The sequence below is a fragment of the Pseudomonas sp. PDNC002 genome (assembly GCF_016919445.1).
Taxonomy (GTDB): Bacteria; Pseudomonadota; Gammaproteobacteria; order Pseudomonadales; family Pseudomonadaceae; genus Pseudomonas.
In genome coordinates this window covers 4,027,840-4,048,881 of sequence record NZ_CP070356.1, presented here as the reverse complement: position 1 = coordinate 4,048,881, position 21,042 = coordinate 4,027,840, and the positions used below count along the sequence as shown (strand labels likewise).

21 protein-coding genes are annotated in these 21,042 nt (G+C 64.7%); 12 read left to right on the top strand and 9 right to left on the bottom strand.

The genetic code is table 11. The features are described from left to right. Window positions 1–88 precede the first annotated feature (88 nt). A complete protein-coding gene (locus JVX91_RS18585) occupies window positions 89–907 on the top strand; it encodes a helix-turn-helix transcriptional regulator (protein WP_205335645.1) in 819 nt (272 codons plus the stop codon). A 243-nt stretch (window positions 908–1,150) separates the two neighbouring features. On the opposite strand, the gene JVX91_RS18580 is transcribed toward JVX91_RS18585, so the two are convergent. Continuing rightward, on the bottom strand, window positions 1,151–2,035 hold the full coding sequence (locus tag JVX91_RS18580) for a DMT family transporter (RefSeq protein WP_205335644.1): 885 nt from the start codon (window positions 2,033–2,035) through the stop codon (window positions 1,151–1,153). A 175-nt stretch (window positions 2,036–2,210) separates the two neighbouring features. On the opposite strand from JVX91_RS18580, the gene JVX91_RS18575 reads away from it, so the two are divergent. Next, window positions 2,211–2,561 (top strand): OprD family outer membrane porin, encoded by a 351-nt coding sequence (locus JVX91_RS18575; RefSeq protein WP_275892390.1) that lies wholly within the window; start codon window positions 2,211–2,213, stop codon window positions 2,559–2,561. 243 nt (window positions 2,562–2,804) lie between these two features. On the opposite strand, the gene JVX91_RS18570 is transcribed toward JVX91_RS18575, so the two are convergent. Continuing rightward, window positions 2,805–4,040 (bottom strand): PilT/PilU family type 4a pilus ATPase, encoded by a 1,236-nt coding sequence (locus JVX91_RS18570; protein ID WP_205335643.1) that lies wholly within the window; start codon window positions 4,038–4,040, stop codon window positions 2,805–2,807. A gap of 186 nt (window positions 4,041–4,226) precedes the next feature. On the opposite strand from JVX91_RS18570, the gene JVX91_RS18565 reads away from it, so the two are divergent. The 5 genes from JVX91_RS18565 (at window position 4,227) to JVX91_RS18545 (ending at window position 8,411) form a co-directional block, all read left to right on the top strand. After that, window positions 4,227–4,505 carry a peptidylprolyl isomerase gene (locus tag JVX91_RS18565; RefSeq protein ID WP_024767268.1) on the top strand — a complete coding sequence of 93 codons (279 nt, stop codon included), beginning with the start codon at window positions 4,227–4,229 and terminating at the stop codon, window positions 4,503–4,505. A gap of 31 nt (window positions 4,506–4,536) precedes the next feature. Next, a complete protein-coding gene (locus JVX91_RS18560; protein ID WP_205335642.1) occupies window positions 4,537–4,899 on the top strand; it encodes an MmcQ/YjbR family DNA-binding protein in 363 nt (120 codons plus the stop codon). Further along, entirely contained in the window at window positions 4,899–5,453 is a 555-nt protein-coding gene (locus tag JVX91_RS18555) for a putative glycolipid-binding domain-containing protein (RefSeq protein ID WP_205335641.1), read from the top strand. Before JVX91_RS18560 ends, JVX91_RS18555 begins: the two co-directional genes overlap by 1 nt. A 214-nt stretch (window positions 5,454–5,667) precedes the next feature. After that, window positions 5,668–6,849 (top strand): MFS transporter, encoded by a 1,182-nt coding sequence (locus JVX91_RS18550; protein ID WP_205335640.1) that lies wholly within the window; start codon window positions 5,668–5,670, stop codon window positions 6,847–6,849. 284 nt (window positions 6,850–7,133) lie between these two features. Further along, window positions 7,134–8,411 carry an OprD family porin gene (locus tag JVX91_RS18545; RefSeq protein WP_205335639.1) on the top strand — a complete coding sequence of 426 codons (1,278 nt, stop codon included), beginning with the start codon at window positions 7,134–7,136 and terminating at the stop codon, window positions 8,409–8,411. Between the two features lie 57 nt (window positions 8,412–8,468). Here JVX91_RS18545 and JVX91_RS18540 read toward each other — a convergent pair whose 3' ends face one another. Both JVX91_RS18540 and JVX91_RS18535 read right to left on the bottom strand, forming a co-directional pair. Next, entirely contained in the window at window positions 8,469–8,750 is a 282-nt protein-coding gene (locus JVX91_RS18540; protein WP_205335638.1) for a hypothetical protein, read from the bottom strand. 159 nt (window positions 8,751–8,909) lie between these two features. Beyond that, the gene (locus tag JVX91_RS18535) at window positions 8,910–9,860 is read right to left on the bottom strand and encodes a phospholipase D family protein (protein ID WP_205335637.1); all 951 of its coding nucleotides are present in this window, start codon (window positions 9,858–9,860) and stop codon (window positions 8,910–8,912) included. Window positions 9,861–10,106: 246 nt separating this feature from the next. Here JVX91_RS18535 and JVX91_RS18530 point away from each other — a divergent pair, with 246 nt between their 5' ends. Beyond that, on the top strand, window positions 10,107–11,696 hold the full coding sequence (locus JVX91_RS18530) for an ABC-F family ATPase (protein ID WP_205335636.1): 1,590 nt from the start codon (window positions 10,107–10,109) through the stop codon (window positions 11,694–11,696). 70 nt (window positions 11,697–11,766) lie between these two features. Here the strand turns inward: JVX91_RS18530 and JVX91_RS18525 are convergent, their stop codons facing one another. Further along, entirely contained in the window at window positions 11,767–12,228 is a 462-nt protein-coding gene (locus tag JVX91_RS18525) for an Lrp/AsnC family transcriptional regulator (protein ID WP_024762520.1), read from the bottom strand. A gap of 273 nt (window positions 12,229–12,501) precedes the next feature. On the opposite strand from JVX91_RS18525, the gene JVX91_RS18520 reads away from it, so the two are divergent. Genes JVX91_RS18520 through lpdA form a run of 4 tightly spaced genes read left to right on the top strand, consistent with a single transcriptional unit; the run spans window position 12,502 to window position 17,491 of the window. Then, the gene (locus JVX91_RS18520; RefSeq protein ID WP_205335635.1) at window positions 12,502–13,734 is read left to right on the top strand and encodes a 3-methyl-2-oxobutanoate dehydrogenase (2-methylpropanoyl-transferring) subunit alpha; all 1,233 of its coding nucleotides are present in this window, start codon (window positions 12,502–12,504) and stop codon (window positions 13,732–13,734) included. Beyond that, window positions 13,731–14,783 (top strand): alpha-ketoacid dehydrogenase subunit beta, encoded by a 1,053-nt coding sequence (locus JVX91_RS18515; RefSeq protein WP_017518320.1) that lies wholly within the window; start codon window positions 13,731–13,733, stop codon window positions 14,781–14,783. Before JVX91_RS18520 ends, JVX91_RS18515 begins: the two co-directional genes overlap by 4 nt. Beyond that, window positions 14,784–16,067, top strand: coding sequence for a dihydrolipoamide acetyltransferase family protein (locus JVX91_RS18510; RefSeq protein ID WP_205335634.1), 1,284 nt, complete (start codon window positions 14,784–14,786; stop codon window positions 16,065–16,067). A 17-nt stretch (window positions 16,068–16,084) separates the two neighbouring features. After that, window positions 16,085–17,491 carry a dihydrolipoyl dehydrogenase gene (lpdA, locus tag JVX91_RS18505; protein WP_240201618.1) on the top strand — a complete coding sequence of 469 codons (1,407 nt, stop codon included), beginning with the start codon at window positions 16,085–16,087 and terminating at the stop codon, window positions 17,489–17,491. Between the two features lie 165 nt (window positions 17,492–17,656). On the opposite strand, the gene JVX91_RS18500 is transcribed toward lpdA, so the two are convergent. From JVX91_RS18500 to JVX91_RS18485, 4 genes are all read right to left on the bottom strand, one after another. Further along, complete coding sequence (locus JVX91_RS18500; protein ID WP_205335632.1) at window positions 17,657–18,322, bottom strand: TetR/AcrR family transcriptional regulator; 666 nt, start codon at window positions 18,320–18,322, stop codon at window positions 17,657–17,659. A 363-nt stretch (window positions 18,323–18,685) separates the two neighbouring features. Continuing rightward, the gene (locus JVX91_RS18495) at window positions 18,686–19,105 is read right to left on the bottom strand and encodes a cupin domain-containing protein (RefSeq protein WP_205335631.1); all 420 of its coding nucleotides are present in this window, start codon (window positions 19,103–19,105) and stop codon (window positions 18,686–18,688) included. Between the two features lie 336 nt (window positions 19,106–19,441). Further along, on the bottom strand, window positions 19,442–20,323 hold the full coding sequence (locus JVX91_RS18490; RefSeq protein WP_205335630.1) for a Dyp-type peroxidase: 882 nt from the start codon (window positions 20,321–20,323) through the stop codon (window positions 19,442–19,444). Between the two features lie 82 nt (window positions 20,324–20,405). Next, window positions 20,406–20,999: a DedA family protein gene (locus JVX91_RS18485; protein ID WP_205335629.1), complete on the bottom strand. Its 594-nt coding sequence runs from the start codon at window positions 20,997–20,999 to the stop codon at window positions 20,406–20,408. Window positions 21,000–21,042: the final 43 nt, after the last annotated feature.

Sequence of the window (21,042 nt, the reverse complement as noted above, 5' to 3'; positions counted from 1 at the left end):
GCCTCCTGAAACAATTTCGCGGCTTGCTCCGACTTGATGCGAGTTGACGCTATAATTGCGCCAGTCGCATCACCCGGATCTGGCACGCATGTCCGAAAACCTCGGCCCAAACCTCAAGCTGCTGTGCAGCCACTATCGCTCTATCTCGGAGGTTTGCCGCAAGCTTTCGATCAATCGGGCGCAGTTCAACAAGTACCTTGGCGGGCAGAGCCAGCCCACGGCGTACAACCTCAAACGAATTGGAGATTTCTTCGGCGTCGAGGACTACGAGCTGCAACTGCCGCCCGAGCAGTTCGCCCGGCTGATCGGTGCGCGTGGCACCTCCCCGGCCGACGTCCAGCGCGACGATCCGCTGCTGGAAATGCTCCGTCCGTTGCGCGACCACGCGGGCAACCTGTCGCGCTATTGCGGCTACTACTTCGAATACTCCAACTGCATGTCGGTGCCCGGCTCGATCCTGCTCTCGCTGGTGCACCTGCACGAGGACAACGGCAACTTCCTCTTCGAGCGCCAGGAGCGCCAGGAACGCTCCAGCAGCACCGACGTGCAGGCCGAGGACTGGGTGCGTTGCCGCTACCTGGGCGCGGCCTTCCAGCTGCAGGACCGGCTGTTCCTGATGGACTACGAGTCGCTGACGGTCAACGAGATGAGCCAGACCATCCTCATTCCCAGCTTCAAGAGCCGCATCACCCGCCTGAACGGGCTGAAGACCGGCGTCTCCAGCGGCGACCGGCGCACGCCGGCCTGCACCCGTGTGGTGTGGGAATACCTGGGGCCGGAGATCAACCGCATCAGCGCCTACCGCCAGGTGAAGCTGTACCAGCCAGACGATCCGCGCATCGACGATGACGTGCGCCAACGCCTGACGGTGGGGCCGATCCGGCATGGGCTGTTCGAGATCGAGTAACGACAGCTCGCGCCTGACTTGAATTAGCGTGCTCGGGCTGCCCCTCTCCCCCCGCCCTCTCCCTGAAGGGCGAGGGAGCCGTTCGGCGTGCACGGATGGAAGGGTGTCAGTCGGTTACCCCCCTGGGGGGAGCATTTGCCTTCTCGGTGACTCCGAACAGTCCCCTCTCTCTTCAGGGAGAGGGAGACTCTCGGCGCAGAGCCTCCGAAGAAGTCCGCAACTCCTGCGATGATTGCGCCCGCGCTACCTTTTGCGGCTCTGCAGCCAGGCCGCCGCCAGCCCGCTGCCGCAGATCACCGCGATCCCCAGCAGCGCCGACGGCTCCGGCGTATGGCCGAAGATCACCAAGCCCAGCAACCCGGCGAAGACGATCTGGCAATAGCTGAACGGCGCCAGCAGCGCCGGCGCGGCATGCTTGAACGCCTGGGTCAGGAACAGGTGCGCGGTCATCCCGCAGGTGCCCAGGGCCAGCATCATCAGACCGTGCAGCAGCCCCGGCCATTGCCAGAAGAACGGCACCAGCGCGCTGACGATCAGGGTGTTGCACAACCCGGCGAAGAAGTTGCTGGTAGTCGGGCTGTCCACCTGGCTGAGCTTGCGGGTCAGCAACTGGTAGAAGCTGAAGCACAGCGCCGAACCGAACGGCAGCAGCACCGCCGGGGTAAACAGATCGCCGCCGGGGTGGACGATGACCAGCACGCCGGCGAATCCCACCAGCACCGCCGCCCACTGCCCGGCACTGACCCGCTCGCCCAGCAACGGCACAGACAGCGCCGTCACCAGTAGCGGCGCGAGGAAGTTGACCGAGGTCGCCTCGGCCAGCGGGATGTACTGCAGACCCGTGGTGAACAGGAAGCTGGTGCCCAGCAGGCAGAGCGCGCGTAGCGTCTGAAGGAACGGGTGGCGGGTGCGCAGCACGGCGAATCCCGCCTTGGGCAGGAAGATGCCGGCCATCAGCAACGTGTGCACCACGTAACGCGCCCACACCACCATGACGATGGGATAGATGCTCGCCAGGTACTTGGACAGCGCGTCGTGGCTGGAGAACAGGAAAGTCGCCAGGACGATGAGCAGGATGCCCTTGAAGGGCTGGTTGGCGCCGGACAACGGCGATTGGCTGGTACTCATCGGCTCACGGATCGAATAAACGGAAACAGCTGCCACACGGGGCCTGACAGCCTATCAAGTTGCGCCGGGGAAAGAACCCGCCCGGAACGGGCGCATGCCCTTCGCGGGCACGCTGCGAGCCAATCGACTTGCGCACGCTGGCAGCCGTTCGACTTCAGCGACGGCATGAAGCGCAATACGAAGTGGGCAATGTCCTAATCAGTTAATCCCCGTTCGAACAGCGAACGCTTATGCCCCGAGCGAATCACGGCGACAGCTCCGCCACGACTACGACTTCGCCGCGTTCGGCATTCCCGGCCTCACCCTGATGAATCGCTACATCCACGGCGACAGCGTGCACAACGCCAGCACCGACGACGGCAGCGAGTGGGGTCGGGAGAGCGAGCTGGCGTATACGGTGCAGAGCGGCGCCTTCAAGACGCTGAACATCAAGTGGCGCAACTCCACCCAGCGTCGGGATTGGAGCAACACCAACAGCTTCGACCAGAACCGGCTGATCGTCAGCTATCCGCTGTCATTGCTCTGATGCGCGCCTGGCGCCGAACTCACCGACGTGCGAAGGAGCGGACTCTGTCCGCGATGGCTTGGCCCAGCTTCATGGTCGACCGGCGTTGCGACGAGTCGATCGCGGACAGAGTCCGCTCCTGCGTACAGCTCGAACCCAGGAGTGGAGAATTGACGTCACGCGAGCCAGCCCGCTCCTACAGGTGAATCCTTCCAATGAAAAAGCCCCGGCATGCCGGGGCTTTATTTTCGTTCGACTGGCGGCTTACTGCCCGGCCGGTTTCTCCGCGTCTTCCGCCTCGATCTCTTCCAGTGCCAGTTCCAACCCCCAGCTGGAAGCCTCGACCGGCTGGGTCGCTGCCACAGGTGCCGCGGGCACGGGTGCCGGCGCGGCAGGCTTGGCGGCCGCGGGAGTGGCAGTGCTACCGACGCTGCCGGGGTTGTCCTTGTACAGCTTGAGCTTCAACCGCAGGTTGTTCGCCGAGTCGGCGTTCTTCACCGCCTCTTCCTCGGTGATCGCCCCCTCGACCGCCAGGTCGAACAGCGCCTGGTCGAAGGTCTGCATGCCGAGGGCGCGGGACTTGTCCATGATTTCCTTGATGGAGCTGAAGTCGCCGCGCTTGATGATGTCGCTGATGGTCGCCGTGCCCAGCAGCACTTCCACCGCCGCGCGGCGCTTGCCGTCCTGGGTGCGCACCAGGCGCTGGGAGACGAACGCCTTGAGGTTGTTGCCCAGGTCGTTGAGCAACTGCGGCCGGCGCTCCTCGGGGAAGAAGTTGATGATGCGGTCCAGCGCCTGGTTGGCGTTGTTGGCGTGCAGGGTGGAGATCGCCAGGTGGCCGGTGTCGGCGAAGGCCAGGGCGTGCTCCATGGTCTCGCGGTCGCGGATCTCGCCGATCAGGATCACGTCCGGCGCCTGGCGCAGGGTGTTCTTCAGCGCGGCATGGAAGCTGCGGGTGTCCACGCCCACTTCGCGCTGGTTGATGATCGACTTGCGGTGCCGGTGCACGTACTCGATGGGGTCTTCGATGGTGATGATGTGCCCGCCGCTGTTGCGGTTGCGATGATCGATCAGCGCCGCCAGGGAGGTGGACTTGCCCGAGCCGGTACCGCCGACGAAAAGAACCAGGCCGCGCTTCTCCATGACCACCTTGAGCAGCACTTCGGGCAGCTTCAGGTCGTCGAACAGCGGGATATCCAGCTTGATGTTGCGCGCCACGATGGACACTTCGTTGCGCTGCTTGAACAGGTTGATCCGGAAGCGGCCTACGCCGGGCACGGAAATCGCGAGGTTCATCTCCAGCTCACGGTCGAACTCGGCACGCTGCTCCTCGTCCATCAGCCCATAACCGATGCGGGCGACATCGCCGGCCTTCATCGGCTCGTTGGACAGGGGCTTGAGCACCCCGTTGAACTTGGCGCAAGGCGGCGCGCCGGTGGAGAGGTAAAGATCCGAACCATCCTGGGTGGCCAGGATCTTGAGCATCGCTTGGATATCCATTGAACTGCATCCGTACGCAAGGTGGCGGCGGACGCCGTCTGTAAGCGGCGCCCTATAAATAGGAATTTGCTTATTGACTCTATGGAGCGCCCCAAGACCAGACAATGCAACCCATCACGAAATGCGACCTGCATCACTGCTGCCGTACAATCGCGCCCAGACGCTTTCATTTAAGGACACGAAACAATGCCCGTCGCCATGGCCCGCCACATCCTGGTCAAGACCGCCGCCGAAGCCGAGCAGATCAAGCAACGCCTGGCCAAGGGCGAGGATTTCGCCGCCCTGGCGCGCAAGCATTCGACCTGTGCTTCCGGCAAGCGCGGTGGCGACCTGGGCGAGGTACGCCCGGGCCAGATGGTGAAATCCATCGACCAGGTGATCTTCAAGAAGCCGGTCGGCGTGGTGCACGGCCCGGTGAAAAGCCAGTTCGGCTACCATCTGGTCGAGGTCTATTTCCGCGACTGATCGACGACGCGACTGAAGGAACCCACGCCCCATGACACCGCAACAGATCGCCCGCTTCTGCCTGGAACTGCCCGGCGCCCGCGAAGACATCAAGTGGGGCAGCAACCGCGTGTTTTCCGTGGCTGGCAACAAGATGTTCGCCATCCTCGACTTCCTCGACAGCGGCAACGGCGGCCTGGCCTTCAAGGTCGGCCCCGAACTGTTCCTGGGCTACGTCGATCGCCCCGGCATTCGTCCCGCTCCCTATCTGGCGCGGGCCTTCTGGATTTCCATGCAACGCCCCTACCCCATGGGCGACGCCGAGCTGCGCGAGGCGCTGACCCGCTCGCACCAGTTGGTGGTCGCCCGCCTGCCCAAGCGCCAACGCCTGGGCCTGGTACTGGAGACGTCGTGATGCGCACGCTGAACTGGGAAGGCATCTGGCACGCGCCGACGGCGAGCTGGGAGTCGCTGCAATTGAGTGACGACCGCGCGGAAAGCCAACTGCGCGCCATCGATGAGGCGGGCGGCCCGTCCTACCAGCTCGAGTACCAGCTGAACTGGGATGCCGGTTGGCGACTGCGGGAGGCGCGATTCAGCGTGGAAAGCGCTCGCGGCACGCATCAACTGCATCTACTGGCCGATGGCGAGGGACACTGGCAAACCGCCGACGGCGCCGCGCTGGCGGAGCTGGACGGTTGCCTGGACATCGATATCTGGCCGACACCCTTCACCAATACCTTCCCGATTCGCCGCCTGCAGCTGGCCGATGGCGAACGCCGCGAGCTGACGGTGGTGTATCTAGAGGCCCCGAAGCTCAAGCCGGTGCGGATGCGCCAGGGCTATACGCGGGTCGACGCCCGCCACTACCACTACGAGAACCTGGAGGGCACGAATTTCCAGGCGCTGCTGACAGTGGATGACGAAGGTCTGGTGATCGACTATCCCACGCTCTTCAGACGCGTGTGAATCGAGCAAGCCCGCGCATGGCGCCGAAGTAGCTCTTGTAGGAGCGGATCTTATCCGCGAAGCTCCGAAGCTATCGCGGATAAGATCCGCTCCTACAAGAGCATAAAGCCGCCACTTGGCGGTTGAGCTGACACAGGTAGTTCGTTAGCTAGCTTTCCTACATGCCGTACGCGGTCCATCATGTAAGACCACTCGCCGTACCGAACCGCTGCACATGTCCGCCGATACCCGCTCCCCTTCGTCCACCACGCTGCAAGTGGTGTCCGTCGTCCTGTTCACCTTCATTGCCTACCTGACCATCGGCATTCCGCTGGCCGTGTTGCCGGGCTATGTGCACACCGACCTCGGCTTCGGCTCGGTGATGGCCGGCCTGGTGATCAGCATCCAGTACCTCGCCACCCTGCTCACCCGCCCCTACGCCGGCAAGGTAATCGATACCCTCGGGCCCAAGCGCGCAGTGCTTTACGGAATGGTTGGCTGCGCCGGCAGCGGTGCGCTGATGCTGGGTTCCTGGGCGATGCAGGCATTCCCCTGGGCCAGCCTTGGCCTGTTGATGATCGCCCGGCTGGTGCTGGGGACATCGGAAAGCCTGGTGGGCAGCGCCTCCATCGCCTGGGGCATCGACCGCGTCGGTGCGGCGAATACCGCCAAGGTGATTTCCTGGAATGGCATCGCCAGCTATGGCGCGCTCGCCATCGGCGCGCCCCTCGGCGTGCTGATGGTCAGTCATCTTGGGCTGGCCAGCCTGGGTGGCAGCGTGGTGCTCCTGGCCGTCCTGGGGTTCGCCCTCGCGTGGCCCAAGCGCGCCGCAGCGCTGGTGCACGGCGAGCGCATGCCCTTCCATCACGTGCTGGGCCGCGTATTCCCCCACGGCATGGGGCTTGCGCTGGGCGGTATCGGTTTCGGCACCATCGCCACCTTCATCACCCTGTATTACGCCAGCCTTGGCTGGAAGGACGCGGTCTACTGCCTGACAGCCTTTGGCGGCTGTTTCATCGGCGCGCGACTGCTGTTCGCCAATGCCATCAACCGCCACGGCGGCTTCCGCGTGGCCATTGCCTGCCTGTCAGTCGAAAGCCTGGGCCTGCTCCTGCTTTGGAGCGCGCCGACACCCTGGCTGGCCCTGGCCGGCGCGGCACTGACCGGCTTCGGATTCTCGCTGGTCTTCCCTGCGCTGGGCGTGGAAGCCGTGGGCCTGGTACCCGCCTCCAATCGCGGCGCCGCGCTGGGCGCCTACTCGCTGTTCATCGATGTCTCGCTGGGCATCACCGGCCCATTGATGGGCGCCGTCGCCAACGGTTTCGGCTTCGGTTCGATCTTCCTCTGCGCCTCCCTCGCCGCCGCCTGCGGCCTTGCCCTCAGCCTCTGGCTCTACCAGCGCTCCTTCCGCCGGTGAGCGGCGGCACGCGGCATCGAGCCGCAACGCCGCCCAATGCCGTCGCGCTGCCGCGATCCGGCCGCCATCGCCGTTGATCAGGCCATCATGACAACGGCGTGACAGAGGCTGGACGAAAAAGTTCGATCCTCTGTTATTATCCCGCCGCGCCGGGGCGACCACGCCCCGAATACAACCAAAAGAACATGCCAGCACAGGACTCCACCTACCCCGATCACGCACTTCGGGGCGGAGAGCTTTTTTCTTCCTGCTCGCGGGCGCAGCACCATTAGAAGGAAATCAACATGCTGAACCACCGGATCAGTCTGCTTGCACTGGGGATCCTCGCGTCGACCGCCGCCATGGCCGAAGACCAGTCCACCGCCAAGGGCTTCGTCGAAGACAGCCACCTGGACCTGTTCTTCCGCAACGCCTACATGAACCGTGACTACAAGCACGGCCGCGACGACAAGGCCGAGTGGGGCCAGGCTGCCACCGCGACCTTCGCTTCCGGCTTCACCCAGGGCACCGTGGGCTTCGGCGTTGATGCATTCGGCATGTACGCCGTGCGTCTGGATGGCGGCAAAGGCAAGAGCGGTGCCGCCGGCATCGACTTCTTCAAGCAGGGCGACAGCGGTGAAGCCGCCAGCGACCTGGCCCGCGCCGGTGGTGCGGTGAAGGCACGCTTCTCCAACACCGTGATCAAGTACGGTGACCAGATGCCGGCCCTGCCGGTGCTGAGCTACGACAACTCCCGCCTGCTGCCGGAGAGCTTCACCGGCACCCTGATCACCTCCAAGGAGATCGAAGGCCTGGAGCTGAACGTCGGCCGCTTCACCTCGGAAACCCGCAAGAGCGCCGAAGTGCGTGACAGCGGCGGCCTGAAGCGCATCGACGTGTTCGGCGGCAGCTACAAGTTCACCGACAACTTCAGCGGCTCGCTGTACGGCTACGAGAGCGAAGACGTCGCTCGCAAGCAGTACATGAACCTGAACTACGTCATCCCGATGGCCGACAAGCAGTCCCTGACCCTGGACTTCAACGGCTACCGCACCCGCGTGAACGAAGACTTCGCTGCCGAGAACGACATCAACGGCACCAAGAACACCATCTGGAGCCTGTCGGCCGCCTACAACATCGGCGCCCACACCTTCATGGTCGCGCACCAGCGCAACAACGGTGATTCCGGCTACAACTACGGCTGGTACCAGAACCAGGGCGGCCTGGGTGACGGCGGCACCACCATCTGGCTGGCCAACTCCTACTGGTCGGACTTCAACGGCGAGGACGAGCGTTCCTGGCAGGGCAGCTACAGCCTGGACTTCTCCGAGTACGGCGTTCCGGGTCTGAGCTACACCGTTGCCTACGTCTACGGCGACAACATCAAGACCGACGAGACCAGCAACGGCAAAGAGCGCGAAATCTTCAACCAGCTGAAGTACGTCGTACCGAGTGGCCCGGCCAAGGACCTGTCGGTCAAGCTGCGCGGCTCCTGGCTGCGCGTGTCCAACGACGCCCGCTCCTACAACGACGACGGCAACGAAGTGCGCGTCTTCGTCGAGTACCCGGTCAACATCTTCTGATGACCTGATCGAGCTCGAAGGAAAACGCCCCGTGGCAGCAATGCCACGGGGCGTTTTTCATTCCAGGGTCCGGCGCCGCGACAGCCAGGGCAATGGCGGCAAGGCCATGCGCAGGATATGCAGGCAAAGCAGCAGGATCGCGGTAGCGGCAACGAACGAGCCGATGCGCTGCTCCAGCGCCAGGGTCTCGTTGAAGGTGTTGAGATACAGCATCGCGCAGCCGCCGAGCATGCAGCCGAGCAGGAACACGGAAAGGATGTAGATCTTCAGCGTCAACAGCCGCCAATGCCAGCGCATGCGGCGGCGGACAGGGGTGTGATCGTGGGGTGCGTGCGGCATGATCCATTGCCTCCTGACAGACTTCTGACGGGCTCACGCAACTGCGCAATGCGACGTCGAGATAATGGCAGGATGCTAGCCACCCCCGAGGGAAAAGCCAAGGCGCTCAGCCTGCGACCATCCGGTCAGCCTGCTGCGCGCCGATGAACGGAAGAAACCTCAGCGCACCACGCTGTTGATGTCGTGACGGTTGAGCGAGGTACGCATCTCCTCGTACCAATCCGGAATCACGTCCTTCAGGCGTTCTTTCGCATCTTCCAGCTTGAACGGCTGGGTATAGCGCTTCTTGCGGTAGGAATAGATGAAGTAGGTGCCGTCGCGATAGAGGATACGGTCGAAGGTGTAGAAGCCGATGTGCGTGCCGTTGCAACGCGCGGTCAGCACCATGTCGCCCTCTTCGTAGGGCAGCACACCCTCGGCGCATTCGTAGGTGAAGAACTCGCGCACGTCATCCCAGTCCACGCCGTCGCTGCTGGCGTGCAGGAAGGCTTCAGCCTGCTCCTCGGACTCGTCGGAGTGGTCGCTGTACCAGATGAACAGCGGGATGCTCTGGTTGGTCTCGTCACCCAGCCAGCTCTCGCCATCCAGGTACTGAGCGCTGCGCGCCAGGCTCGCCTGCACGCGGCGGTGGCTCTGGCGATACTCTTCCAGCCGCTCGTCGAAAGCCGGGGCGTCTTCGCCCAGCACCACACCTTCCATACCCTTGATCTCGGCCACCCGCGCCAGGTAATCGGCATAGAGCGCCGCGTCCTGGATAACCGTGCAGGTGTCGCGGGTCAGGCTCAGGCCGATCTCGGTGAAGTTGGCGCTGCCGAGGATCACCACGTCCGGTTCGATGAGGATCAGCTTCCAGTGCACGCTGTTCTGCGCGCGGAAATCGACGTGCAGGGTCACGTCCTTGCCCGCATCGCGCACGCAGAAATCAATGAAGTCCGGCGAGGTGAAGGAGTTGATGGTACCCACCAGCAGATCCAGGCGATTGCCCTTCTCCACCAGGGTTTCGATCAGTGACTCGGTTTCACTGGCGGAGGCCGAGACCACGGTGATCAGCTTGCCGCTGACCTGCTCCAGGTACTGCTTGAGCGTTTTTTGAGCGTTAAGGATTTTCATACAGCCCCCACCAGAATTCTGAACACCGAATTCTGATGCAGGACCGAGGGGGCTTTCAACTGTCGGCTTGACCGCCCTGCGCGCAAACCGGGCACTTCGGCGCCCGAACATGCATCTTGATGCCCTTGTGTGGCATAATTAGCGGCTTTGCCAGGCGCACCTAGCTTCGTTCGACAATCGCGCCTTCCCTGCCCGCCCGCGCCGTCTGCGCCCGGCGCGCATCATGTCCAGCCAAGGGTCAGTCAGTTGATTTCCACCGCCAATATCACCATGCAGTTTGGCGCCAAGCCGCTGTTCGAAAACGTTTCCGTCAAATTCGGCAACGGCAACCGCTACGGCCTGATCGGCGCCAACGGTTGCGGCAAGTCCACCTTCATGAAGATCCTCGGCGGCGAGCTGGAGCCTTCGGGCGGCCAGGTGATGCTGGAGAACGGCGTACGCCTGGGCAAGCTGCGCCAGGACCAGTTCGCCTACGAAGACTTCAGCGTGATCGACACCGTGATCATGGGTCACGAAGAGCTGTGGAAGGTCAAGGCCGAGCGCGACCGCATCTACTCCCTGCCGGAGATGAGCGAGGAAGACGGCATGGCCGTGGCCGAGCTGGAAGTCCAGTTCGCCGAGTTCGACGGTTACACCGCCGAATCCCGCGCGGGCGAGCTGCTACTGGGCCTGGGCATTCCGCTGGACCAGCACTTCGGCCCGATGAGCGCCGTCGCTCCGGGCTGGAAACTGCGCGTGCTGCTGGCCCAGGCGCTGTTCTCCGACCCGGACCTGCTGCTGCTCGACGAGCCGACCAACCACCTGGACATCAACACCATCCGCTGGCTGGAAAACATCATCACGGCGCGTAACAGCACCATGATCATCATTTCCCACGATCGTCACTTCCTGAACAGCGTCTGCACCCACATGGCGGACCTGGACTACGGCGAGCTGCGTCTGTTCCCGGGCAACTACGACGAGTACATGACCGCGGCCGAACAGGCTCGCGAGCGCCTGCTGTCGGACAACGCCAAGAAGAAAGCGCAGATCGCCGAGCTGCAGACCTTCGTCAGCCGCTTCTCGGCCAACGCCTCCAAGGCCAAGCAGGCCACCAGCCGCGCGCGCCAGATCGACAAGATCCAGCTGGAAGAGGTCAAGCCGTCCAGCCGCGTCAGCCCGTTCATCCGCTTCGAGCAACACAAGAAGCTGCACCGCCAGGCGGTGACCCTGGAGAAAGTCAGCCAGGGCTTCGACGGCGTTGCGCTGTTCAAGAACCTGAGCATGCAGGTGGAAGCCGGCGAGCGCATCGCCATCATCGGCCCCAACGGTATCGGCAAGACCACCCTGCTGCGCACCCTGGTCGGCGAAATGGCACCCACCGGCGGCGAAGTGAAGTGGACCGACAGCGCGGACGTGGGCTACTTCGCCCAGGACCACGCCGAGGACTTCGAGGACGACTACAACCTGTTCGACTGGATGGCCCAGTGGACCCAGGGCGGCGAGCAACTGGTGCGCGGCACCCTCGGCCGCATGCTGTTCTCCAACGACGAAATCAAGAAGTCGGTGAAAGTCATCTCCGGTGGTGAACAAGGCCGCATGCTGTTCGGCAAGCTGATCCTCAAGCGCCCCAACGTGCTGGTGATGGACGAGCCGACCAACCACCTGGACATGGAATCCATCGAGGCGCTCAACCTCGCGCTGGAGAACTATCCGGGCACGCTGATCTTCGTCAGCCATGACCGCGAGTTCGTCTCCTCGCTGGCCACCCGCATCATCGAGCTGTCGGAAAACGGCGTGACCGACTTCAGCGGCACCTACGATGATTATCTGCGCAGCCAAGGCGTGATCGTCTGATCCGCCGCCTGCGATGAAAAAGCCCCGCCAATGCGGGGCTTTTTCTTGCCTGCGAGAAAGGTCTCTCGCCTCAGATCGGTGGCGCCGAGCGCAGCATCACCGACTTCAGCGCGAATGCCGACTTGATCCCCGCAACGCCAGGAATCTGCGTCAGGGTATTGGTCAGGAACAGCTGGTACGCCGACAGGTCCTTCACCACCACGCGCAGCATGTAGTCGGCGTCGCCGGTCATCTGGAAGCAGCTCATCACCTGCGGCGCCTGGACGATGCGTTCTTCGAACCGGGCGAGGTAGTCGCCGGTCTGTTTTTCCAGGGACACCGAGACGAACACGCTCATGCCGCCGGACAGGCGCTCCTCGTCGAGCCGGGCGAAATAGCCCTGGATGTAGTGCTCCTCCTCCAGGCGGCGCACCCGGCGCAGGGTCGGGGTCAGCGACAGGCCGATGTTCTGCGCCAGATCGCGCCAGGACAGGCGGCCATCGTCGGCCAGGGCGCGGAGGATTTTCAGGTCGGTGCGGTCGAGATCAGCCATTTTTGGTCGTACTACTCAGTGCTGTTTTTATAGTGCAAACACACTAATCCGTAAGCTCTGACCTAGTCAATTTGGAGCAAAAAACCAATCGGTCACACCTATACTGAAACCACAACTACAACAACCGAGGACCTCACCATGAGTGATGTCACCACCCGCTGCGCAACCCTGCGCGGCACCCGCGCCACCGCCCAACCAGGCCCGGTGCACCCGCCAGGCATGGCCGCTTCCGTCTGCTGATCCACACCCAACGATCACAACAGGAGTCATGCCATGACCGACTACGCCCCACTTCGCCTGCACGTCCCCGAACCCACCGGACGCCCGGGCTGCAAGACCGACTTCTCCTACCTGCATCTCTCGCCCGCCGGCGAAGTGCGCAAGCCTGCCATCGACGTCGAACCGGCGCAGACCACCGACCTTGCGTTCAGCCTGGTACGCGTGCTCGATGAGGACGGCAACGCCGTCGGCCCCTGGGCTCCGGAACTGAGCCACGAACAGCTGCTGCGCGGCATGCGCCTGATGCTCAAGACGCGCATCTTCGACGCGCGCATGCTCACCGCCCAGCGCCAGAAGAAAATGTCCTTCTACATGCAGTGCCTGGGCGAAGAGGCTATCGCCACCGCCCACACCATGGCGTTGCGCGACGGCGACATGACCTTCCCGACCTACCGTCAGCAAGGCATCCTGATCACCCGCGATTACCCACTCAAGGACATGATCTGCCAACTGCTCTCCAACGAGCAGGACCCGCTCAAGGGCCGCCAGCTGCCGATCATGTACTCCAGCCGCGAGAAGGGCTTCTTCTCGATTTCCGGCAACCTCGCCACCCAGTTCATCCAGGCCGTCGGCTGGGGCATGGCCTCGGCGATCAAGGGCGACACCAAGATATCGTCCGCCTGGATCGGCGACGGCGCCACCGCCGAGTCCGACTTCCACACCGCCCTCACCTTCGCCCACGTCTACCGCGCGCCGGTGATCCTCAACGTGGTCAACAACCAGTGGGCGATTTCCACCTTCCAAGCCATCGCCGGCGGTGAAGGCACCACCTTCGCCAACCGTGGCGTGGGCTGCGGGATCGCCTCGCTGCGGGTGGACGGCAACGACTTCCTCGCGGTCTACGCCGCCTCGCAGTGGGCCGCCGAGCGCGCCCGCCGCGGCCATGGCCCGAGCCTGATCGAATGGGTCACTTATCGCGCCGGCCCGCACTCCACCTCGGACGATCCGTCCAAGTACCGCCCCGCAGACGACTGGACCAACTTCCCCCTGGGCGACCCCATCGCCCGCCTGAAGCAGCACCTGATCGGCCTCGGCATCTGGTCCGATGACCAGCACGAAGCGCTGAAGAAGGAACTGGAAGCCGAAGTGATCGCCGCGCAGAAAGAGGCCGAACGCCACGGCTCCCTGGTCGACGGCCACGTGTTCAGCGCCGCCAACCTGTTCGACGACGTCTACAAGGACCTGCCGGAACACCTGCGCCGGCAGCGCCAGGAGCTTGGGGTATGAATGCCATGAACCCGCAACACGAGAACGCCCAGGCCGTCACCAGCATGACCATGATCCAGGCGCTGCGCTCGGCGATGGACGTGATGCTCGAACGCGACGATAACGTCGTGGTGTTCGGCCAGGACGTTGGCTACTTCGGCGGTGTGTTCCGCTGCACCGAAGGCCTGCAGAAGAAGTACGGCACTTCGCGCGTGTTCGACGCACCGATCTCCGAGAGCGGCATCATCGGCGCCGCCGTCGGCATGGGTGCCTATGGCCTGCGCCCGGTGGTGGAAATCCAGTTCGCCGACTACGTCTACCCGGCCACCGACCAGCTCGTATCGGAAGCCGCGCGCATTCGCTATCGCTCGGTGAACGACTTCACCGTGCCCATGGTGGTGCGCATGCCCTGCGGCGGCGGTATCTACGGCGGGCAGACCCACAGCCAGAGCCCGGAGGCCATGTTCACCCAGGTCTGCGGCCTGCGTACCGTCATGCCCTCCAACCCGTACGACGCCAAGGGCCTGCTGATCGCCTGCATCGAGAACGATGACCCGGTGATCTTCCTCGAACCCAAGCGCCTGTATAACGGCCCGTTCGACGGCCACCACGACCGCCCGGTGACACCCTGGTCCAAGCACCCGGCCAGCCAGGTGCCCGAGGGCTACTACAGCGTCCCGCTGGACAAGGCCGCCATCGCCCGCCCCGGCTCCGAGCTGACCGTGCTGACCTACGGCACCACCGTCTACGTGGCCCAGACCGCCGCCGAGGAAACCGGCATCGACGCCGAGATCATCGACCTGCGCAGCCTCTGGCCGCTGGACCTGGACACCATCGTCGAGTCGGTGAAGAAGACCGGCCGCTGCGTCATCGTCCACGAAGCCACGCGCACCTGCGGCTACGGCGCCGAGCTGATGTCGCTGGTGCAGGAGAACTGCTTCCACCACCTCGAAGCCCCGATTGCCCGCGTCACCGGTTGGGACACGCCCTACCCGCACGCCCAGGAATGGGACTACTTCCCCGGCCCCGCCCGCGTCGGCGCGGCCTTCAAGCGCGCCATGGAGGTCTGAATGGGCACTCACGTCATCAAGATGCCGGACATCGGCGAAGGCATCGCCGAGGTCGAGCTGGTGGAGTGGCATGTCCAGGTCGGCGACGAGGTCCACGAGGACCAGTTGCTGGCGGAAGTCATGACCGACAAGGCCACCGTGGAAATCCCCTCGCCGGTGGCCGGCAAGATCCTCGCCCTGGGCGGCGTACCCGGCCAGGTGATGGCCGTGGGCGGCGAGCTGATCCGCCTGGAAGTGGAAGGCCACGGCAACCACAAGGAAGCTGCGCAGCCCAAGCCGCACGAAGAAACACCGGCCCAGCCGGCGGCCAAGCCTGCACCGGTAGCCGAGGCGCCCAGGCCGGCGCCCCGCGCAGAGAGCAAACCCGTCGCCCCGGCCGCGCGCCCTGCTCCCTCTCCGGCTCCGCGCCGCGCGCCGGGCGAGAAGCCGCTCGCTTCGCCGGCTGTGCGCCAGCGCGCCCGCGACCTGGGCGTGGAATTGCAATTCGTCCAGGGCAGCGGCCCGGCTGGGCGCATCCTCCGGGAAGACCTCGAACACTTCCTCGAACATGGCGGCGCGACCATTGCCTCCGGCTACGCTGCGCGCCACGACGAGCACCAGATCCCGGTGATCGGCCTGCGCCGCAAGATCGCGCAGAAGATGGCCGAGGCCAAGCGGCGCATCCCGCACTTCAGCTACGTCGAGGAAATCGACGTCACCGACCTGGAAGCCCTGCGCGTCCATCTCAACGCCAAACACAGCGCGGCGCGCGGCAAGCTGACCCTGCTGCCCTTCATCGCCCGCGCCATGGTCGTCGCCCTGCGCGACTTCCCCCAGCTCAATGCACGCTATGACGACGATGCCGACGTGATCACCCGCTACGGCGCGGTGCACCTGGGCGTCGCCACCCAGAGCGACAACGGCCTGATGGTGCCGGTGCTGCGCAACGCCGAATCCCGCGACCTGTGGGGCAACTCCGCGGAAGTCGCGCGCCTCGCCGAAGCCGCGCGCCACGGCAAGGCCAGCCGCGAGGAACTGTCCGGCTCGACCATCACCCTGAGCAGCCTCGGCGCGCTCGGCGGGATCGTCAGCACACCGGTGATCAACTACCCGGAAGTGGCCATCGTCGGGGTCAACCGCATGGTTGAGCGGCCGATGGTGATCAACGGGCAGATCATCGTGCGCAAGATGATGAACCTGTCCTCGTCCTTCGATCACCGGGTGGTCGACGGCATGGACGCGGCGGCCTTCATCCAGGCCGTGCGCGCCCTGCTCGAACATCCCGCCACCCTGTTCATCGACTGATGAGTGGAGCCAGAGACGTGAAACAGAACCAGACTCTCGAAACCACCCTGCTGGTGATCGGTGGCGGCCCCGGCGGCTATGTCGCGGCGATCCGCGCTGGCCAGCTAGGCATCCGCACCGTGCTGGTGGAAGGCGCTTCGCTCGGTGGCACCTGCCTGAACATCGGCTGCATCCCCTCCAAGGCGCTGATCCACGCCGCCGAGGAGTACCTCAAGGCCCGCGAATTCGCCGGCAAGTCGCCGCTGGGCATCAGCGTGCAGGCGCCGAGCATCGACATCCAGCGCACCGTGGAATGGAAGGACGACATCGTCGACCGCCTGACCACCGGCGTCGCCGCGCTGCTGAAGAAACATGGCGTCACCGTCGTCAACGGCTGGGCCAGGATCGTCGACGGCAAGACCGTGGAAGTCGATCTCAGCGAAGGCGGTGTGCAGCACATCCACACCGAACACCTGCTGCTGGCGGCGGGTTCGAAATCCGTCGAACTGCCCTTCCTGCCGGTGGGCGGCAACGTGATTTCCTCCACCGAAGCCCTGGCGCCCAAGGCCCTGCCCAAACGCCTGGCGGTGGTGGGCGGCGGCTATATCGGCCTGGAACTGGGCACCGCCTACCGCAAGCTCGGCGTCGAGGTCACGGTGGTGGAAGCACAGCCGCGCATTCTGCCGACCTACGACGAGGAATTGACCAAGCCGGTTGCCAACGCCCTGCGCAAGCTCGGCATCGAGCTGTACCTGGGCCACAGCGTCATGGGCCTGGAACCGGACGGCAAAGGCCTGCGCGTGCAGGATGGCGCCGGCTCGCAACGGGTGATAGAGACTGACCAGGTGCTGGTCGCCGTCGGTCGTCATCCCAACACCGCCGGCTGGAACCTCGACACCCTGCGCCTGGACATGAACGGCCGCGCCGTGCGCATCGACGAGCAATGCCGGACCTCCATGCGCGACGTCTGGGCCATCGGCGACATCGCCGGCGAGCCCATGCTGGCCCACCGCGCCATGGCCCAGGGCGAGATGGTCGCCGAGATCATCGCTGGCAAGCGCCGCGCCTTTACCCCCACGGCGATCCCGGCGGTGTGCTTCACCGATCCGGAAGTGGTGGTGGTCGGCCTGTCGCCCGAGCAGGCACAAGCCGCTGGCTACGAGGTGCTGACGGCGAACTTCCCGTTCGCTGCCAATGGCCGCGCCATGACCCTGGAATCCGCCGACGGCTTCGTCCGCGTGGTGGCGCGCAAGGACAACCACCTGATCCTCGGCTGGCAGGCCGTGGGCAAGGCGGTCTCGGAGCTGTCCACGGCCTTCGTGCAGTCCCTGGAAATGGGCGCCTGCCTGGAAGACATCGCTGGCACCATCCACGCCCACCCCACCCTTGGCGAAGCGGTGCAGGAAGCTGCGCTGCGCGCGCTGGGGCATGCCTTGCACGTCTGAAGCCGCGCTCTCCAGGCTTCCCCCTCTGACCCGCCGACTGGCGGGTCTTTTTTGGCCGGCACTACGCCAACATTTGGCAGCGCGCGGAGGTCGACCGTGGCGGACACCACCGCAACCGCTCACCCCGTACCGAGCCTGCTCGCGAACGGACCAAAGCCAGCCGTTCTATGACTGCACGTAGCGCAGCACCGCTTCGATGATCATTTGCTTGTGCCGCGCCTTGACCTCCGGATCTTCCAGCTCGATCTGGAACAGCGAGCCGACGGTGTAGCGGTTGGAAACGCGATAGAAGCAGAACCCACTGATCAGCATGTGCACATCGATGGCCGGCAGGCCGTCGCGGAAGACACCGCTGGCGACGCCGCGCTGGAGGATGTCCTCGATGGTGCGCAGGATGTTGTTGTTCATCGAGCGGATCGTCTCGGAGCCTGAGGCGAACTGCCCGTAATGGATGTTTTCGATGCAGACGATGCGCACGAAACCGACGTTGCGGTCATGGTGGTCGAAGGTGAAATCCACCAACCGGCGCATGGCTTCCAGCGGTTCCAGTTCGGCCAGATGCAGCGTCTGTTCGGTACCGCGGATATCGCCGTAGAGCTTTTCCAGCACCGCCTGGTAGAGCAGTTCCTTGCTGCCGAAGTAGTAGTAGATCATCCGCTTCGAGGTGTTCATGCGCTCCGCGATGGCATCCACCCGCGCGCCGGACAGGCCCTGCTGGACGAACTCGGCGATGGCCGCCTGGAGAATGTCCTCGCGGGTCTTTTCCGGGTTGTTCTTGCGGCCCCGGCGGGAAGTTTCCGCGGGGATCGGCTGGGGGGCGCTGTCGGTCATTGCTCGGGATCGTCTGGCAGGCGCCCATGGCGCGGTCTGCGCGAATTATGCGCGCCCGCGCGCCCTTCAGGCAAAGCGCAGCGGACTCGGAGCTTTGGCTGCCGCCGGGTTCCGTTGCACGCTCGATTACCTGGTGAGCACGCTGTTCGCAGGGGCGTCCCATCGGTGGGATGTTGAAGACCCATGATCGTCGGCTTCACCCCACCGTCACCTGCAACAACCAGCCGATCCGCCTCGCCTCCACTTCCCGGTCCTGGCCTGGATGTTCCTCATGGCCCCGCGCCGAGTGCCCCGGCGCAGCAGGATGACCTTGAGGCGGTAATGCAGAACCCCGCCGATTGGCGGGGTTCTGCTTGGCGCTGATCACTTCTTCAGTGGCGTCAGCACCGGCGCACCTTCGTCCAGCAGCATCCACACCAGCAGCTTGGCCGGCTTCTTGTCACTGGCATTGCGCGAGACCAGGTGCGGCGTGTTGGGCGCTTCGTACCAGGACTGGCCGGCCTGGTAGGTCACCGGCTTCTGCCCTTCGAGCTGCGAGATCACGGCGCCTTCGAGCACGTAGGCGAACACCGAGCCGCTGTGCACGTGGGCACCGGACGCCTGGCCCGGCTCGTAGGAGACGGTGATCATCAGGCCTTTCTTGCCGGGCGCGTCGGGCAGCTTCAGGTCCTGCTGGACCTCGATCTTTTCCGGGTTGGCGCCGTCGCCATGGGCGAACGTTGGCGGGCTCAGCGCCAGGCCGAGGCCAGCGAACAGCAGTTTCAGGGACGTGGAGGCGGGCATGGTGGATACCTCGGGCAGTGGGAAGATGAGTCCACGCTACGCCCGCCTGGGGTGAGGGCCAACAGCCAATTTCCGGGAAGATCAGGGTGCCATTGCGGCGGGTGGTCGATGCCGTGGGGTTCGCGAGCAGGCTCGCTCCTACCTTCAGACATATCGATGGGGCGGGTGTTGTTTATGTAGTTCCGGTCAGGATTTCGCGGACAAGGTCCGCTCCTACGAAGAGCCGACAAACCCAGCGTTCGGGCTTCCCTGTAGGAGCGGATCTTATCCGCGAAATGAGCGCCAAGCGCTCACAAAAAGCCCCGCCAGGGCGGGGCTTCCAGGGGCAACAGCGGATCAGCCGAGCAGCGCGCTCAAATCCAGCAGCCCATCCTTGCGCGGCGGGCACCAGTAGTAACCACCGGTCAGCGGCCGGCTGAAGCGGTACAGCGCGTCGGTAATGCCATCCTCCAACCCACTCATGCGGCGCAGCTGCACTTCGAAGGCGTCCAGGGTGCAACCGAAGGCGAGGAACATCAGGCCAGCGTCCTGGCCCTGGGTCCAGGGCATGGAGCGGCGCACGATGAAGGCTTCCGGATCGAAGCTCTCCTGGGCGGTACGCTTGACGTGGGCGGACTCCGGCGCATCGTCCAGCTCCTCGTTGCCGCTCAGGCGACGGCCCATGATGTCGTCGCGCTCGTGCTGCGGCAGCGCGGCGAAGTCCTGCAGTTGGTGGCGCCACTGCTGGATCGCGGCAAAACTGCCGCCAGCGAGGCCCGGGCCGCCTTCGACAATGGCAGCGGCGATGGCGTCGTCGTCCTGCGGATTCTCGGTGCCGTCCTCGTAGCCGGTCAGGTCGTGGCCGCTGCCATGGCGGAAGGCTTCGGTCAGGCCAGTCAGTTCCAGCGCCGGCGCCAGCAGGGCCTGCAGTTCCTGGGTGCGCAGCAGCAGGCTGCCGCGCTCTTCGCCACGCAGCCAGACCCACAGCGCATGCGGGGTGGACGGGTTGTCGACGCCTACGCCGGCGATCGCCGGGAACTCACGCAGCCCCTCGACACGGCGGCCCAGCGCGCGCACCAGCGATTCGCCGAAGCCGACCACCGCGCGCTCGCCATCGGCGAACTGCATCAGGCGATCCAGCGCGGCGGGCAGGTCCTGCAGCGACTTCAGATCGAAGAACAGGTGGCGGGCGTGGGCGGGAACCGGGGTGGCGAGAATGCCGGGCTGGTAAAGGCTCATGACAGCGTCCTTGAACGAAAGAGCGGCGATTCTAATCGCGCCACGCGCGAATCCAAACCGCTCTGTATCAAGGACTTGGCGATCAGTGCGGTGCGGCGCCGGTCAAGCGCTTACGGCGATGCCGCCAGTAGCGCCAGAGTGCCAGGGCGGCGAACAGCATCAGGACGACGATGAACACCGGCAGGCGGTAGGGCCGCAGGTTGCCCAGCCACTGTTCCAGCAGCTGGCCGGCCCAGTAGCCGGCGCTGGCGAACAGCAGCGCCCAGCAGAAGGCGCCAAGCAGGTTGATCAGCAAAAAGCGCAACGGCCCTACCCGGCTCGCGCCGATCAGCAGCGGCCCGGCCAGGCGCATGCCGTAGAGAAAGCGCACCGCGAAGATCGACAGGTGCGGATAGCGCTCGATCAACCCGGTAACCCGCTCGATGGCCAGCCCGCGCCGTTGCAGCCAGGGCACGGCGCGATCACCGGCGCGCCGGCCGCTCCAGAAGAGCAACTGGTCACCCAGGGTTCCGGCCAGCGTGGCCCAGAACACCACCGGGATGAAGCCAAGCAACCCCTGGTGCGCCGCGATCCCCGCCAGCAGCAGGATCGATTCGCCCTCCAGCAGGCAGCCGATGAACAGCACCGGATAGCCATAGCTGGAAAGCAATTGGGCGAGGTGGAGATGCTCGAACATGAAAGTCCCTGAAAGCGTGCCGTGCCATGAGCCTAGCGGCTTG

Excerpts from the sequence above, each read along its gene's own strand:
- JVX91_RS18585 (WP_205335645.1), top strand. The coding sequence starts at position 89 with ATGTCCGAAAACCTCGGCCCAAACCTCAAGCTGCTGTGCAGCCACTAT.
- JVX91_RS18580 (WP_205335644.1), bottom strand. The coding sequence starts at position 2,035 with ATGAGTACCAGCCAATCGCCGTTGTCCGGCGCCAACCAGCCCTTCAAG.
- JVX91_RS18570 (WP_205335643.1), bottom strand. The coding sequence starts at position 4,040 with ATGGATATCCAAGCGATGCTCAAGATCCTGGCCACCCAGGATGGTTCG.
- JVX91_RS18565 (WP_024767268.1), top strand. The coding sequence starts at position 4,227 with ATGCCCGTCGCCATGGCCCGCCACATCCTGGTCAAGACCGCCGCCGAA.
- JVX91_RS18560 (WP_205335642.1), top strand. The coding sequence starts at position 4,537 with ATGACACCGCAACAGATCGCCCGCTTCTGCCTGGAACTGCCCGGCGCC.
- JVX91_RS18555 (WP_205335641.1), top strand. The coding sequence starts at position 4,899 with ATGCGCACGCTGAACTGGGAAGGCATCTGGCACGCGCCGACGGCGAGC.
- JVX91_RS18550 (WP_205335640.1), top strand. The coding sequence starts at position 5,668 with ATGTCCGCCGATACCCGCTCCCCTTCGTCCACCACGCTGCAAGTGGTG.
- JVX91_RS18545 (WP_205335639.1), top strand. The coding sequence starts at position 7,134 with ATGCTGAACCACCGGATCAGTCTGCTTGCACTGGGGATCCTCGCGTCG.
- JVX91_RS18540 (WP_205335638.1), bottom strand. The coding sequence starts at position 8,750 with ATGCCGCACGCACCCCACGATCACACCCCTGTCCGCCGCCGCATGCGC.
- JVX91_RS18535 (WP_205335637.1), bottom strand. The coding sequence starts at position 9,860 with ATGAAAATCCTTAACGCTCAAAAAACGCTCAAGCAGTACCTGGAGCAG.
- JVX91_RS18525 (WP_024762520.1), bottom strand. The coding sequence starts at position 12,228 with ATGGCTGATCTCGACCGCACCGACCTGAAAATCCTCCGCGCCCTGGCC.
- JVX91_RS18520 (WP_205335635.1), top strand. The coding sequence starts at position 12,502 with ATGACCGACTACGCCCCACTTCGCCTGCACGTCCCCGAACCCACCGGA.
- JVX91_RS18515 (WP_017518320.1), top strand. The coding sequence starts at position 13,731 with ATGAATGCCATGAACCCGCAACACGAGAACGCCCAGGCCGTCACCAGC.
- JVX91_RS18510 (WP_205335634.1), top strand. The coding sequence starts at position 14,784 with ATGGGCACTCACGTCATCAAGATGCCGGACATCGGCGAAGGCATCGCC.
- JVX91_RS18500 (WP_205335632.1), bottom strand. The coding sequence starts at position 18,322 with ATGACCGACAGCGCCCCCCAGCCGATCCCCGCGGAAACTTCCCGCCGG.
- JVX91_RS18495 (WP_205335631.1), bottom strand. The coding sequence starts at position 19,105 with ATGCCCGCCTCCACGTCCCTGAAACTGCTGTTCGCTGGCCTCGGCCTG.
- JVX91_RS18490 (WP_205335630.1), bottom strand. The coding sequence starts at position 20,323 with ATGAGCCTTTACCAGCCCGGCATTCTCGCCACCCCGGTTCCCGCCCAC.
- JVX91_RS18485 (WP_205335629.1), bottom strand. The coding sequence starts at position 20,999 with ATGTTCGAGCATCTCCACCTCGCCCAATTGCTTTCCAGCTATGGCTAT.